This window comes from Mycoplasma sp. HU2014 (assembly GCF_001199495.1).
In the GTDB taxonomy this organism is placed as follows: Bacteria; Bacillota_I; Bacilli_A; order Mycoplasmatales; family Mycoplasmataceae; genus Mycoplasma.
The window spans coordinates 1-16,096 of record NZ_LFYS01000033.1; the positions used below are offsets into that span (position 1 = coordinate 1).

15 protein-coding genes are annotated in these 16,096 nt (G+C 25.0%); 4 read left to right on the forward strand and 11 right to left on the reverse strand.

Annotated features, from left to right (window positions below; all coding sequences use genetic code 4):
* Positions 1 to 576: 576 nt before the first annotated feature.
* Positions 577 to 1,110, reverse strand: coding sequence for a hypothetical protein (locus AB668_RS01775; RefSeq protein WP_152908025.1), 534 nt, complete (start codon positions 1,108 to 1,110; stop codon positions 577 to 579).
* Positions 1,111 to 1,355: 245 nt separating this feature from the next.
* Between AB668_RS01775 and AB668_RS01780 the strand changes: the two genes are divergently transcribed.
* A complete protein-coding gene (locus AB668_RS01780; protein ID WP_327138674.1) occupies positions 1,356 to 2,660 on the forward strand; it encodes an ATP-binding protein in 1,305 nt (434 codons plus the stop codon).
* Positions 2,661 to 2,805: 145 nt separating this feature from the next.
* Here the strand turns inward: AB668_RS01780 and gnd are convergent, their stop codons facing one another.
* From gnd to AB668_RS01830, 10 genes are all read right to left on the reverse strand, one after another.
* A complete protein-coding gene (gene gnd, locus AB668_RS01785) occupies positions 2,806 to 3,708 on the reverse strand; it encodes a phosphogluconate dehydrogenase (NAD(+)-dependent, decarboxylating) (protein ID WP_235443324.1) in 903 nt (300 codons plus the stop codon).
* A gap of 24 nt (positions 3,709 to 3,732) precedes the next feature.
* Entirely contained in the window at positions 3,733 to 4,149 is a 417-nt protein-coding gene (locus AB668_RS01790; protein ID WP_050517363.1) for a PTS sugar transporter subunit IIA, read from the reverse strand.
* Positions 4,136 to 5,746 carry a PTS transporter subunit EIIC gene (locus AB668_RS01795; RefSeq protein ID WP_050517364.1) on the reverse strand — a complete coding sequence of 537 codons (1,611 nt, stop codon included), beginning with the start codon at positions 5,744 to 5,746 and terminating at the stop codon, positions 4,136 to 4,138. The genes AB668_RS01790 and AB668_RS01795 overlap by 14 nt, the downstream gene beginning before the upstream one ends.
* A 146-nt stretch (positions 5,747 to 5,892) precedes the next feature.
* A complete protein-coding gene (locus AB668_RS01800) occupies positions 5,893 to 7,176 on the reverse strand; it encodes a glucose-6-phosphate isomerase (RefSeq protein WP_050517365.1) in 1,284 nt (427 codons plus the stop codon).
* A gap of 54 nt (positions 7,177 to 7,230) precedes the next feature.
* Positions 7,231 to 7,788 (reverse strand): 5-formyltetrahydrofolate cyclo-ligase, encoded by a 558-nt coding sequence (locus AB668_RS01805; protein WP_050517366.1) that lies wholly within the window; start codon positions 7,786 to 7,788, stop codon positions 7,231 to 7,233.
* Positions 7,781 to 8,218, reverse strand: coding sequence for an iron-sulfur cluster assembly scaffold protein (locus AB668_RS01810; protein ID WP_050517367.1), 438 nt, complete (start codon positions 8,216 to 8,218; stop codon positions 7,781 to 7,783). Before AB668_RS01810 ends, AB668_RS01805 begins: the two co-directional genes overlap by 8 nt.
* 2 nt (positions 8,219 to 8,220) lie before the next feature.
* Positions 8,221 to 9,456, reverse strand: coding sequence for an aminotransferase class V-fold PLP-dependent enzyme (locus tag AB668_RS01815; RefSeq protein WP_050517368.1), 1,236 nt, complete (start codon positions 9,454 to 9,456; stop codon positions 8,221 to 8,223).
* Positions 9,457 to 9,646: 190 nt separating this feature from the next.
* On the reverse strand, positions 9,647 to 10,591 hold the full coding sequence (locus AB668_RS01820; protein ID WP_050517369.1) for a C5 methylase (MAV1virus-like) protein: 945 nt from the start codon (positions 10,589 to 10,591) through the stop codon (positions 9,647 to 9,649).
* Positions 10,592 to 10,594: 3 nt separating this feature from the next.
* Complete coding sequence (locus tag AB668_RS01825; RefSeq protein ID WP_152908026.1) at positions 10,595 to 11,119, reverse strand: hypothetical protein; 525 nt, start codon at positions 11,117 to 11,119, stop codon at positions 10,595 to 10,597.
* Positions 11,120 to 12,281: 1,162 nt separating this feature from the next.
* Positions 12,282 to 12,716, reverse strand: a complete 435-nt coding sequence (locus AB668_RS01830) for a hypothetical protein (RefSeq protein ID WP_050517371.1) — start codon at positions 12,714 to 12,716, stop codon at positions 12,282 to 12,284.
* 214 nt (positions 12,717 to 12,930) lie between these two features.
* Between AB668_RS01830 and trpS the strand changes: the two genes are divergently transcribed.
* The 3 genes from trpS to AB668_RS01845 all read left to right on the forward strand — a co-directional run bounded on the left by trpS (position 12,931) and on the right by AB668_RS01845 (position 16,043).
* Complete coding sequence (trpS, locus tag AB668_RS01835) at positions 12,931 to 13,947, forward strand: tryptophan--tRNA ligase (protein ID WP_050517372.1); 1,017 nt, start codon at positions 12,931 to 12,933, stop codon at positions 13,945 to 13,947.
* A gap of 42 nt (positions 13,948 to 13,989) precedes the next feature.
* Positions 13,990 to 15,261: a methylenetetrahydrofolate--tRNA-(uracil(54)-C(5))-methyltransferase (FADH(2)-oxidizing) TrmFO gene (gene trmFO / locus AB668_RS01840; RefSeq protein WP_050517373.1), complete on the forward strand. Its 1,272-nt coding sequence runs from the start codon at positions 13,990 to 13,992 to the stop codon at positions 15,259 to 15,261.
* 155 nt (positions 15,262 to 15,416) lie between these two features.
* Positions 15,417 to 16,043 (forward strand): folate family ECF transporter S component, encoded by a 627-nt coding sequence (locus AB668_RS01845; RefSeq protein ID WP_235443325.1) that lies wholly within the window; start codon positions 15,417 to 15,419, stop codon positions 16,041 to 16,043.
* Positions 16,044 to 16,096 lie beyond the last annotated feature (53 nt).

Consider the following 16,096-nt stretch of genomic DNA (forward strand, 5'->3'; position numbering starts at 1 on the left):
ACGTTCATAAAAAATTTTTATTTAATCAGTTTATTTTTGTTATTCTAAACGTATCATACAAGTGATCTAAATATTGAGTTCAATTAAGATTGTTTTCTACTCCAGAACTAATATTTATAATAAGTAAAAGTGTTAATACAGCCATCATAAAACTTATTAAAGCATTCATAATAAGATGAATAATTGGTACTTTTGTAAATATTAAACTATTTAATAAAAAGTATATCCCGAGTTTTACAGTTGTTGTGCTAAATTAAAAAGTGCAACAACTTTTTAATTGTTATTTAAATCTTATAGAGTTCAAAATTTTATCAAATTCAACATCTATCATTAGTGATTTTATTGTGTTTGTTCTTTCATTTTGATCTCATTAGTCCTCTAGATAGCTAAAACTTTTAACAATTTCCTGTTTAACTTGTCAATTTTTGTCTTAATACCCTCTAACGACTCTAAAAATGTCTTAACAGTTGAATCTTTAAAATTTATCTTATCTCCTTTATCGTAATGTATTCTATAAATATTTTAGAATAACATCGGAAAAAGTAAATAGAAGTAAGATAAAAGATGAAAAAATCCTTAAAATCTGAACTTTTCATCTTTTTTATTTATTTGTTGGCATAACAAGTGTAAAACTCGGGACGTTCATAAAAAATTTTTATTTAATCAGTTTATTTTTGTTATTCTAAACGTATCATACAAGTGATCTAAATATTGAGTTCAATTAAGATTGTTTTCTACTCCAGAACTAATATTTATAATAAGTAAAAGTGTTAATACAGCCATCATAAAACTTATTAAAGCATTCATAATAAGATGAATAATTGGTACTTTTGTAAATATTAAACTATTTAATAAAAAGTATATGTATGTTATTAATAATGTTAAAACAACAGTTAAAGTGTATGATAAAACTGCATAGTTTTGTAGAATTTTTTCACTTAAATTTTGGTGAATAAATTGACCTAAATAAAAAAGTATCACTACATAGTCTAAACGTAAAAATATTAATACTATTCATGCAAAAATACCATCTTTTTTGCTTTTAATTATCGCTAGAATAATTCCACATATTAGTATCAAAACAAAAATTAACATTAAAAGTAGTTCCATAATATTTATATCTAGATTGATAGATTTTTATAATAAAAATTATTGATATATAAAAGAAAAAAGAACCGCTTTTATCAATAAATATATCTTAATTGTTATAAGAATAATTTAAAATTAACATTAATAAGATAAGCAAAAAGTGTGTAAATACACAAAAATTGCTTGTAAAAGTTAAAAATAGTATAATAAAGATAAGCAAAAAGTGTGTAAATACACAAAAATTGCTTGTGTTTGGAGTGGATTATATGAATATAGATATAAAAAGAGATTTCTATCTTAATAAACTAATATCTAAAATGCATAATAAAAGAATAAAAGTTATTACAGGAATTAGACGATGTGGTAAATCTTATCTACTTTTTAATACGTTTTATAATTATTTAAAATCAAATCAAGTAAGAGAAGAACAAATAATTTCTATTTCTTTTGAAAATATTAAAAATAAAAAATACACTAATCCAATAACTTTATATGAATATATCTCTAGTAAAATAGTTGATGAAAATACTAAGTACTATATCTTAATTGATGAAATACAAATGTGTGAAGAAATTGATAATCCATACGTAGAAAACAGTAGTTATAAAATAACTTTTGTCGATACTTTATTAAGTTTTTATAATAAAGAAAATATTGATGTTTATGTAACTGGAAGTAATTCTAAAATGTTATCAACTGATGTTTTAACTCAATTTAGAGATAGAGCTGATGAGATTCATATTTCACCTTTATCTTATGATGAAATAATTACATTATATGAAAATAAAGATCAAGCTTTAAAAGAATATATGATGTATGGGGGTTTACCTTATATTTATTCTTTAAAAACACATGAAGAAAGAAGTAAATATTTAAAAGATCTTTTCAAAGCAACTTATATAAAAGATATTATAGAAAGAAATAAAATAATGAATGATTCTCATGTTTTAGATTCTCTTTTAAATTTTATTTCTTCAGTTATTGGTTCACTTACAAATCCAACAAGACTAACAAATATGCTAGTATCAAATAAAAAAATAAATATTTCTCATTCAACAGTTTTTAAATATCTAAATTATTTTGAAGAATCTTTTTTAATTTCTTCATGCAAAAGATATGACATTAAAGGTCAAAAAGCTATTGATTCTCCTTTAAAATATTATTTTTCTGATATAGGCTTAAGAAATTCTAGATTAAATTTTAGAGATGAAGATAAGGGATTTATTCAAGAAAATATAATATATAATGAATTAATTAAAAGAGGTTATGAAGTAAACGTTGGTGTTGTTAATTATGAATATAATGAAAACAACATAAGAAAAAGAGCTCAACTAGAAGTTGATTTTGTTGTTAATATCGCTCATCAAAGATATTATATTCAATCAGCATTAAATATAGATAGTGCTGAAAAAAAAGAACAAGAAATATCATCATTAAAAAGAATAAATGATTCTTTTAAAAAAATAGTAATTGTTTATGATGAAATTATTCCAAGACATGATCAAAATGGAATTTTATATATAGGCTTAAAGCAATTTCTATTAGAAAAAGACGTTTTGAAATTAATTTAAAGAAAATTTAATATGTTTAACAAATAAGTAAGGTTAGAATATCTTGCTTTTTTTGATATTTTAACTACCTATAATTGAGCTGATTTTAATAAATTAAAAAGACTCTGATGAGTCTTTGACATGTTTTTGTATTTTTTTAAATAGATTACTTTTTCTTTTTAACAACAGCGTGTCCACCAAAACCTTTTCTTAAAGATGAAACAACTTTTCCTGAGAATGTATCGGAAAATTTACTTCTTTGTCTCATCATAACTGATAATGAAATAGTTGGTGCTGGAGTTCCTTGCTCTAATGCTTCTTGAACAGTTCATAATCCTTCACCATTCATATCCATTTCACCAGTTAATGATTTAAGTTTTGGGTCATTTTTAAATGCATCGATCATTAATTCAATTAATCAAGAACGAATAACACTTCCATTATTTCACATTAAACTAACTTTTTCTAAATCATAGTCAAAATCAGAACGTTCTAATAATTCATAACCTTCAGCAATTGATTGCATCATACCATACTCAATACCATTATGAATCATTTTACAGAAATGCCCACTACCAGGTTTTCCTGTGTGTAAATATCCATTTTCAACTGCTATTGATTTAAAGAAATCGTGTAATGGTTCAAGAGCCTTATCTTCTCCACCAACCATTAAACAAGCTCCATTTCTAGCTCCACTAATTCCACCACTGATTCCACAATCTACAAAATTAATATTTTTTTCTTTTGCTATGTTGTATTTGTTTATAGAATCTTTGTAAAAAGAGTTTCCTGAATCAATAATAGTATCGTTTTCGTCTAAATGTTTTAACACTTCTTCAAAACATTCTTGAGTTATTTTACCGTTTGGAACTAATAAAATAATTGTTCTTGGTTTTTCTAATGAGTTAATTAGCTCAGAAATACTTGATGCTGTTTTAATATTTTCACTGTTTAATTCATTATAAATTGCTTGATTTTGATCGTAACCGATAATATCATAACCTTTTGATTTAATGTTTCTAATTAAATTAGATCCCATCTTACCAAGGCCCACTAATCCTATATTCATTAATCTTGCTCGCTTTCTAAATCACTAAAAAAAATTAAATATTTCATCAAGTGTATTTAAATTTTTATTCATAGATTCAACTTCACTTTTTTCACTAAAAGCAATAGCTAAGTTTTGTAGTGCTTCAAGTTGATTATCACCCTCAAGAGCTAAACCTACTATTCAATTAACTTTTTCATCATCTCATGTTAAACTTTCTTTTAATTTAACAACTAAGATACCTGAATTCTTGATATATTTAAATCCATCTGAATTACCGTGAGGAATTGCTAAATAATTTCCAATAGCTACACTTGCTGTTTTATCTCTTTCAATCATAGAATTAATATATTCTTTATCAACATAACCTAATTCAATCAATTTGTTTCCAACAAATTCTATAGCTTCAGTTTTTGAACTAAATTTGTCAACTAAAAATACACTTTCTTTACTTTTGATCATGATTTTCTTCTTTCTTTTTGTGTTCTAATAATTCATTTTTTAAGTTGTCAAAAATTCCGTCACCTAAGAATTTATTAACACCATAAATATAAGCGTGTTCTGATTTTTCTTTAGCTATTTCAGCAAAGTTATGCATTGTAACAATAATATCTGCCGATGAATCTAAATCTTTTACTGCACAGTTTGAAACTTCAATATCAATATTATTTTGTTTCACTCATTTTTTTAAAATACCTGCAGCCATTGCACTAGATCCCATACCAGCATCACAAGCAACAACTAATTTTTTAGCATTTTTTCAGTCAAAGTTACTTACTTGTTTATTTTCTTCTTTTTTAGTTTTTTGACCAAAACTTACTCCCTGATCATCAACTTGAACTTGCATTAATGGTTCATTATTGTGTTTTTTCTTAAATTTCATAATTAGAGATGCTACTATAAATGAAGCGATAGCACCACTAAATACAGCTAGTATGTTGATAGCTATTCTATAACCTGTTCCAGCTACTGAAATAACTGAAATTAAACTACCTGGAGAAATTGCTGCAGTAGCTCCTCCTGCTAATAATTTAACAATCGATAAACTAGTAAATGCTCCTGAAATGGTTGCTAAAATCATAACTGGCTCACTTAAAATGTAAACATAGTGAACTTCGTGAATTCCACCAATTAGTTGAATAACACTAGCTCCTGAAGCGGCCCCTCTTTGTTGTTTTCTTCAAACTACATAAGCGATTAATAATCCAAATCCTGGTCCTGGGTTACCACCAACCATGAAAAATCCACTATATCCAATTTGTTGAACTTCTTGTAAACCTATTGGTATCATTACTCCTCAGTTTAATGCATTATTTAAAAATACCGATCTTAATGGTTCAGTAAATATTGACATAAATGGGAATAATCAAGGTAATCTTGTAAATAGATCAATTATTTGAACCATAACTCAACTAATTGAATACATCACAAATGGTCAGATTCAGAAAATCGATAATCCAAACATAATTGCAAAACCCGCTAAAGAAAAGTTTCTTACTAACATTTCAAATCCAGGTTTTACTCTATTTATGTATAATAACTCAACTTTTTTAGTTATATAAACAAATAACGGAGAAATTATCATAGCTGCAACTATTTGATTAGGTGCACCAGCTTGACTTACTGTTCCTTTTGCAAATTTTCAGTCAGTCATTAATGTTTTATATAAAAAATCATTTCCTATGATTGCACAAACTACTAAAAATGCAGCTAACATTCCACCTCTAGTTTTATAAACCATGTTTCCTGCAGTATAAGCTACTAAAACAGGAATAAGTCACTTCATAGTAGGTGCTACAATTTGACCAAAAGCTTCACTTTTAAATCATCCAGTTGCGACTCAAACTTCTTTTCCATCTACAGTGTTATATTTACCTAAAAACATGGCTGTAATTAATCCTCAAGCAATTAAGATACTTACAGTAGGCATAATCATTCCGGCCATAAAGCTTCCAACTTTTTGAATATGTTTCTTAATTACGTTTTTTGAGTTCTTAGCTTCATTAATAATCGCTTTATCAACATCAGCTTTAATTTTAAACTCATTTAATTTACTCATATTTTTACTTTTTCCCTTCCTATCATTTTTTATTTTATCAAATATCAAAACACACTTATACCTAGTAATTATGTATTAGCGAAAAATCTTAAAAACGTCTTTGTATAAAGTAAAAAAGAGCAATTTCTTGCTCTTAATTTGCAATACTATTTAACACCTGGTTTGTCTAATAATTTAAACATGTTGTATTTATAAACTTCAACACCTGGTTGATCGAAAGGATTAACATCTAATAGGTATCCACTCATTGCAACAGCTAATTCAAAGAAGTAAACTAAGTATCCAAATTGTTCATCATCCATTTTTTCGAATTCTAGAATAATGTTTGGCATTTCTCCTGTTACTGCGTGAGCTTGAACTACTCCTTTTAAAGCAGTTTGGTTAATTTCATGTAAGCTTTTTCCTACTAAGTAGTTTAATCCATCATAATTATCTTGATCAGGTAAAATATCAATATCTTTAACTGGCTTATTAATTCTAATAACAGTTTCGAACATAACATTTCTTGGACCTTGTTGAACTCATTGTCCTAATGAGTGAAGATCTGTTGAAAATACCATTGATGTTGGGTATAAGGCTTTGAATTCTTTTCCTTCTGATTCACCAAATAATTGTTTTCATCATTCAGCTATCGTTTGTAATTGTAATTCATAAGTCACTAATGCTTCAGTTCTGTAACCTTGGTTGTATAAGTAATTTCTTACAAAAGCATATTTGTAAGCTTCATTTGAAGAATCGTTTGCAACTAAATCAGCTTTAGCTTTTCTTGCTCCTTTAAAGATATTATCTGTATTAATTCCAGCAACTAATAATCCAAAAATTCCAACAGGAGTTAAAACTGAGAATCTTCCTCCAATGTCATCAGGAATTACAAAAGTTGGATATCCTTTTTCATCAGCTAATTTTTTTAATGCACCTTTTTGTTTATCAGTGACTGCAACGATTAATTCTCTTGATTTTTCAACTCCAACTTTGTTTACTAGTTCTTGTTCTAAAATTCTAAATGCAACTCCTGGTTCAGTAGTTGTTCCTGATTTTGAAATTACACAAATTCCAAAGTTTTTATCTTTTAAGTATTCAACTAATTGAGCTGTATAAGTTGAACTCATAGTGTGTCCTGCATAAACAACTTCAACTTTATCTTTGTGTTTTAATCCACGAATCATTTCATCTGCTGCACGCATTCCTAAATATGATCCACCAATACCGATGATTACTAATGTATCAATTTTGCTACGTAATTCACTAGCAACTTGTTTCATTTTTTCATATTCAGCTTTATCATAATTTTCTGGTCAGTCTAATCAACCTAAAAAATCATTTCCTTTTCCAGTTTTGTTAACAACCATTTCATGAACTTGCTTGATTTTATCTTCATCAACAATTTTATTAAAATCTAAGCCAGCATAATCTAAGTTTACTTTAATCATGTTCTACTTGCCTTTCTTTTGATTTTTAGATTTTTATTGGTGTTGCCACACTAATTAATTATAAATAAATTTTTCTGTAATTATAGTATCTAATTTAACATCATGTTGTTCTTTTAAAATATAATCACCAATTAACTGCTCATCAAAGCTTAATCCTACTTTTAAATAGTTATTTTTATTTAAATTAAAGAACTTGTCATAAAAACCCTTACCCATACCAATACGGTTTAAATTTTTATCAAATCCTACTAGTGGAGTAAAAATACAATCTAATTCATTAATTTCAATTATTTCATCACTGATTGGTTCTTGTATATTAAATTTATTTAAATTATTGTGATTATGATCTAAATATCTGATCATTTCCATATCATTATTTTCTAAAACTCTGGGAACAAACACTTTGATATTATTTAAAAAACAATAATCAATAATTTTTCTAGTTTCAACTTCATATTTAGTAGAAAGATAAATGCAAATATTTTTAAAGTTATTTTCTTTAATAAATTCAATAACTTTACTAGTAATAATTAAATTACTACTATCTATATATGTATTAGAAAAATTTTTTCTTTTTTCTAACATTTCTTGTCTTAATTTTGATTTATTCATAATCTTTTAATATTTCTATTAAACCATTAATAGGTAAACTAGCACATAATATTCTATTTTTTTGTTTATATATATTTTTAAATACTACTAGTTCATTTAAATCCTTAATATTAGTTAAATCACCATTATTAATTAGATCTTTATATTTATAAATAATATTTAGACTTTCAGTAATTGTTTTATCTTTAATTTGATTAATTAATATATCAGTTGAACTAGTTGCAACAACACAAGCACTTCCTTCAAATCTAATAGATTTAATAATATTTGATACAATTAATACTTGTATAGTTAGTTGATCTGCACATGTATTTGATTTTAATAGTTTAGTAATAGCGTTAGGATTATCTAATAAAGTTTTATTATCTGAATTAGTAAAATGCTTCATTAGTATTTGTCTTAATAAACTATCATTATTAATATCTATCATAATTAAAATAAAGCATCTAAGAATTTATCAGCATTTTTTAAAGCATCTACTAATTTATCAACATCAATTTTAGTATTATAAACTCCAAAAGTTATTCTAACAGTGATCTCAGTTCCGATTACATCAGCTAGTCTTCTAACACAATGTGCTCCAGCTCTTGAAGCTATATCATATTTAATATCTAAAAAGTGAGCTATATCTTGAGGGTTAATATTTCTAACATTAAATATTAATAAAGGAGAATAATTATTAATATTATAAAAAGTAATATATTTATCTAAATCATTTATTTTAATTTGCTCTATTAAATATTTTTTTAAATTATGTTCATGTTCAGCGATTTTTTTTACATCTAAACTTGTAATAAATTTAATTGCTTGGTTAAATGCTGCTATTCCAGAAATATTAGGTGTTCCTGCTTCTAGTTTATTAGGTAGACTTGCTAGTTTGTAATCTTTAAAATCTTTTGAAATTTCTAAACTCATTCCTCCACCATAAAATATAGGTTCTAATTGATCTAATAAATGATATTTACCATATAAAACACCAACACCAAAAGGTCCATACATTTTATGTGATGCTATTGCTAAAAAATCGACATCTCAATCAATTACATCAACTTTAGCATGAGCTACTGATTGAGCTGCATCAACTACAACAATTACATCATCTTTTAAGCTTCTAATTTTTTTAATAATAGCTTTAATATCATTTACATAACCTGTAGTGTTAGAAATATGAGCAAAAGTAATGATTTTAGTTTTTGAATTAATCACTTGATCTAATTTATTAATATCAATTGCATATTCACTAGTTAAAAATAAAGGTTTAATAACCGCTTTAGTTTTATTAGCTACATTAACTCAAGGTAATAAATTAGCTGAATGTTCTAAACTAGTTGTTAAAATTTCATCACCTTCATTTAATAAGTGACTTAAACCAAAAGCTATTTGATTTAATGCGTGAGTTGCTCCATTTGTAAAAATAATTTCTCTTTCATCTTTAGCATTTATAAATTCTTTGGTTAGTTTTCTAGTTTCATTTAAAAATTCAATTGATTTATAACCTAATTTATAATCAGTTGAGTGTGGATTAGTACTAATATAATTTAAATAATCAATTTCAGCTTGAATTACACTTTGATGTTTTAAAGTTGTAGCTCCACTATCAAAATAAACTAATTCTTTATTGTTATTAAGTACTGGAAACTCTTGTTTAATATTTTTAAATATATTCATAATTTCACCTACATTTATTTATATTTTAATTTTAATAATTATAAAATCTAACTCTTAAGTAATCTCAATAACTACTGATATACTCTATTAATTAATATTCTATAAATACTTAAATGGTTGATATCTATATGCTATGACATATAAAATTCATTTTTAAATAATATAAAACATTCAATTTTTAGAATAGATTTTAAGATTTCATTACAGCATAAAATTGTTCAAATATATCATTCACAAGATCATGTGGTATGGCTGAAGCTGGTCCTGCTTCACATATTTGTTCATTTACCATTTTATTTTTTTGAACAGGTGTTTTTGATCTTTGAATAAAATCCATTGCTCCCATTCCACTTTTAACTTTTCTTGCTTTGATAATTTTTGAAATTGATGCTAAACCAATCATTCTACTATCTAAATCTCTTTTTAGCTTTACACTTTCATCATCTTTTAAGACATAATATTTTTCTCCATCTATTTCTTTTACATAGTAAGGAGGTTCTATTCTGCCTTTTTTTAATTCTAATCTTAAATTTGAATAAAAATAAGTTGCTTTTGTAGTTAAAAAGCCGTATTTTCCATAGCTAGCCTCATTTAAAAAATGATTATTTTCATCAAAAAAATCTTTTCTGTTTAACTTTATATATTTTCACATCATAGAATTTTTAGGATTCTCAATATAGAATAATTTCGGTTTGTAATATTTAATTAATTCAATTGTATTATCTAGACATTTCTGACCTAATCTTTTAATAAATAGCTGGACATCTGCTTTCAGATTCTTTGTAAAACCGTTTTTTAGTTGTTCGAACTCTTCAACACTTCTTTCTATGACCAAATCCTTATTCTCATTTAATTTTCAAAAAGGTGTTCCTCCTCCTTTCATACTTAATACACAACTAAAACTTTGACATAGTGGACTAGCTACAATGATATCTGGTTTTGGATAGCCTTTAAATAATTCCACAATATCATCACTAGATAAATCCAATTTATAGTGGTGTTCTCTAGTTGGTTCTGTGACATCTCATGTGTATACTTCAAACAAATCTCTTATCTTTTCATTTTCATTTATTGAGTTGTAAACTGAATTTTGACCACCACCAAAAAGATCTCAAACAATTATCTTATTTTTCATAATTTAATAAACCTCCTCAATATCAAAGTTGTTAAATCATGACTCAGGGTTAATTTCATTAACATTTTGAGACCAGAAATCAGCAAATTGATTATATAAACCTTTCGAATCTAAAACATTCTTAAGTTCTTTTTTCATTTCTTTTGATAATTTGACTTGTGATTCAATATTAGAATTAGCTGATAAATGTATAGCACTATGACAAAATGAACACAATGGTAATAAATTATTTATGTTATTAACTTCGGAAATGTTTATAATTGAATCTTTCCCCTTAACATCAATAGCAACTTTGTAAAAGTAATTTCTAGGAATTATATGGTGAATATCAACATAACCTAAATTGTATTTCTTCATAAAATCAACATCAACTTGATCACCCATTGGACATTTATAATTTTGAACTAGAAAATGAAACGCACAATAGTGATTTCATATATCTTTTATCTCCTGTCTTAACGAATTTGGTATTGATTGATATACAATCTTCCTAATTTCATTGTCACTTCCATCTATGTTTTTTGTCATGGATCAATTTTTAATTATTTTTTCATAATTTCTAAAAGTTTCTAGACCAAATTTTTCATCAGGTATTATTAGAAATAATATTTGTCTCTCTTTATTTTTTTAGTTAACTCTATTAAGCTTAAAAAATTGTTTTTGAGGAATTTATTTTTTAAGTCATTATAGTAATCAAAATTTATAAATGAAATAAAACTATTTGTTGAATGATTATAGTTTTTAAAACTATTTGAAAAAAATAAAAGGTAATAATCAAAACCATTGTAATTTATTCCTGCAATTAACACAGTTTTTTGTTTTCTATACAACTTTTTAAAAACTTATCAGATCTTAAACGAAGTTTGGTAGGATCAGTGTGATTAGACATTGACTGGATTTGCACAAAAAACATACTTTGATTTTCTTTATCTAATGAGTATCCTAAATCAACTAAGTGTCTATATAAGATGGATTTCAAAAATCGTTCTCTAGAAATGTTATATTTTTTAATGTCATCACTTATATGCTAATAGGGTTTAATGCTCATTCTATTACCTCCCAAACTAAAAAATCTATATATAATACGACTATTATATCTATTTAATTATAACCTAAGGGTTGAGTTTTATTTTAATCACATGTAATTCATATTTAAAAAAATAATACTCCTAGTTTTATTAATTTTAACTAATATTTTAATAATTTAATATTTTAGAATTTCAGAAAGAATTTAAAATTTTATTAGTTATCAACATAATATTATTATATAACCCGAGTTTTACACTTGTTATGCCAACAAATAAATAAAAAAGATGAAAAGTTCAGATTTTAAGGGGTTTTTCATCTTTTATCTTACTTCTATTTACTTTTTCCGATGTTATTCTAAAATATTTATAGAATACATTACGATAAAGGAGATAAGATAAATTTTAAAGATTCAACTGTTAAGACATTTTTAGAGTCGTTAGAGGGTATTAAGACAAAAATTGACAAGTTAAACAGGAAATTGTTAAAAGTTTTAGCTATCTAGAAGACTAACAAGATCAAAACGAAAGAACAAACACAATAAAATCACTAATTATAGATGTTGAATTTGATAAAAATTTGAACTCTATAAGATTTAAATAACAATTAAAAAGTTGTTGCACTTTTTAATTTAGCACAACAACTGTAAAACTCGGGTTATATATTAAATTAAAGAATTTAAGATATCATTAACACTTGATTCTCATTGTTTATCAATTTGATTTGTTAATAACATAGCTTGGTGAATTCAAATTATTTTTTGTCTAAAATTAGAGTTTTTTCAGTCATTAATATTTGTGATTTCTAATAACTTAACAACAAGATGTTCATTATCTAAAAGTTCAGTTTCTAATTTTTGTCTGAAAAAAGAAATATTTTCATGTGAGTATTGTAATTTGTTTTCACTAGATGATAAATTTCTAGTTTTACGTAATAATTCAATTTCTTTTTTAATTAGCTGTTGTTGAAATAAATGAATCTCTTCTTTCATACTAGTTGTTGTTGAATTTGTCGGACAAGCACAAGAAACTACAGTAAATGAAACTTTCATCATTGAACTAAGTGAGAAAAATAAAATTAACTTTCTTCAAAACCTCATATTTTATCCTTTCTACAAAACCTCATATTTTATCCTTTCTACAAAATAAAGATTTTGCAAAAGTCATTTGTTATATATTTATTTATTATAGTAAACAATTAAAAATAATATAATTTAATTTGCAAAATTAAAGTAAAATAATTAAATATTAAAATGCTTTTGATATTAAAATGATAAAAAGTATAATTATATTAATAACTTTCAAGGAGAAATTATGGATAATAAACAAATAATGGTAAGTGGAATTACACCAAGTGGAACTATGACTTTAGGTAATTATTTAGGTGTTGTTAAACGTTTTATTGAATTTCAAAATGAACATGACTTATATATTTTCATAGCTAATTTACATGCAATAACTTTACCTCAAGATAAAGAAAAATTAAGAAAAAACACAAAAGAAATAGCTGCTTTATATTTTGCTTGTGGACTTGATATTAATAAATCAACTATCTTTTTACAATCTGATGTAACTCAACATTCTCAATTAGGTTGAATTTTAACAACTTATACTACAATGGGTGAATTATCTAGAATGACTCAATTTAAAGATAAATCTGTTAAAGCTGAATCAATTAATGGTAAATCTTATATTCCAACAGGATTATTTGCTTATCCCGCATTAATGGCTAGTGATATTTTATTATATGATGCTAAATTTGTTCCAATTGGAGTTGATCAAAAACAACACTTAGAACTTACAAGAGATTTAGCTATAAGAATGAATAATAAATATGGAAAAATGTTTGAAATACCTGAACCATTAATTAGTGAAAAAACAGCAAAAATTATGGATTTACAAGATCCTACTAAAAAGATGAGTAAATCAAGTACTAATCCTAAAGCAATTATTACAATGTTAGATACACCTGATCAAATTAGATCAAAAATTAAAGCAGCCTTAACTGATTCTGAAGATCTAATTAAATATGATCCAATAAATAAACCTGGTGTTTCAAATTTAATAACAATTTATTGTGAATTAACAAATACAAGTATAAGTGACGCTGAAAAACGTTGAGAAAATAAAAACTATAAAGATTTAAAAGATGATGTAACTGAAGTATTAATTAATTTAATTGAACCTATTCAACAACGTTTTAAAGAATTATATAATTCAAAACAAGTTGAGCAATGATTAGAAATTGGAGCAGAAAGAGCTAGAAAAATAGCTAATAAAAAATTAAATAAAGTTCAAAACTTATTAGGTTTAAATTATAATAGAAAATAATTTTAGTAACTATTATAGTTACTTTTTTATTAGGAGAAAGATATGAAAACAGTTAGAGTTATTGGAGCTGGACTAGCAGGTTGTGAAGCTTGTTATCAATTATTAAAAAGAAATTATTTTGTAGAATTATATGAAGTTAAATATTTAAAGAAAAATCCAATTCAACATAATGATTTATTTGCTAATTTAGCTTATTCTGATTCTTTTAGATCTAATTTATTAACTGATGCAGTTGGAACTTTAAAACAAGAAATGAGATTACTAGATTCATTAATTATTAAAGCTGCGGAATTTAGTTCAACTGAATCTAATAACTCGTTAGTTTTAAATAGAGACAAATTTCAAGAATATATTACAAACTTTTTACAATCTCAAAATAATTTAAAAATTATTAAACAAGAATATGTTGATATAGATTTGAATATCCCAACTATAATATCAACCGGACCAATTACAACTACTAGTTTAGAAAATTCAATTAGAAGTTTAATTGGTGAAGAGAATTTTTATTTATTTGATGCAGTTGAACCTATGGTGTGAAAGCAATCAATAAACAAAGATCTTGTATATAAACAAAATAATGATCTTTATTGTTTATTAAATAAAGAACAATTTGAAAATATTTATAATCAAATAATTAATGCTGAAATTTTTATCTCTCCTTTACCTGGTGAAATAAAAATGGTTGAAGATTATGGTTTAAAATCTCTTGAATCAATTGCTAGAAATAAAGAGTTATTATTAAAAACAATATTTGAACCAATTAAAAATAGTTATGCTAGTGTTAGATTAAAAAAAGATAGTGTTAAAGATAATATTTACAATATAGTAGGTTTTCAAACAAGTATTAAATGACCGTTTCAAAAAAATATCATTAAAAGTATACCTGCTTTAGAAAATGCAGAAATATTAAGATATGGAGTAATGCATAAAAATGATTATATTAATAGTAAAAAACTTGTTAATCTAGGTTTTCAATTAAAGAATCATCCTAATATCTTTTTTGCAGGACAAATCACTGGAGTTGATGGATATGTTGAATCCACAGCAAGTGCTATTATTAGTTCAATAAATCTTGACCGATATTTAAATAATAAAAAATTAATTATTCCAAGTGTTGATTCAACAATTGGAGCATTGTGTAATTATTTACACAAAACTACTGAGCAAATTTTTCAACCAATTAAAATTAATTGAGCAATTGTTGGAAAAAATACAAAAATGCCAACTAGTTTAATTGATAAACAAAAACTATCAAATAAAGCTATAAAATCCATTGAAAAATACATTTCTAAAATTAATAAAAATTGTTAACTTTGTCCTACTCTCTTTTCCTTTGCTTGGTATAATAAAGTAAATAAAAATAAATTATTTTGGAGGTTGAAATGGTTTATCCGATAACTACTGCAGTTGCTATATTTATTTTGATATCACTGTATTTTATAGCATATCTAATGGATCGCAAATTTATGAAAAAAATTAATACAAGTAGTATTACATTAATGGGAATGCTTATTGCATTAATTGTTATTCTAACTAACTGTATAGGTAACTCTGGTATATTTTTCAATACTAGATTAATGTTAGGAAACTTTGTTTTATTCTTATCAGGTATGATGTTTGGTCCAGTTGGAGGAGCAATTGTTGGAACATTAAGTTGACTAATAGGACTAGGATTTATTCAAACATTTATTCACGCTTCAATTTTAGCGATGTATGTTTTATATGCTATGTTAGGTTCTTTAGTATTCTTATTTAAATCAGAATCAAAACTAACTTATGTAATCTTAGTATATTCATTCTTAGCTATAGCAAGTTTTCTAATGACATTCGTAGCCTTTCCAATTGCATCATGAGCGAGTGTTGGTGGAGAAAGAACATTCTGACAATGAATGTTACTTCCAAAAAAATTCATAGTGTTTCCTTTAGATGTACTAATAGAACCACTTCTTATAATTCCTTGTTTTGAAGTATGTTTATTATTATTAAAAAATAATCCTACTGTTGAAGGAAAAACTTGAGCAACTAGATTTGGAAGTTTAGATCACTTATTTTCAAAGAAAAGATCTAAAAAGATAGATTCTAACACTGCATAAGTAGTTTTTTTTAATATTAAAAGAATTAAGAATAATAAAAAAAACCGCATAAG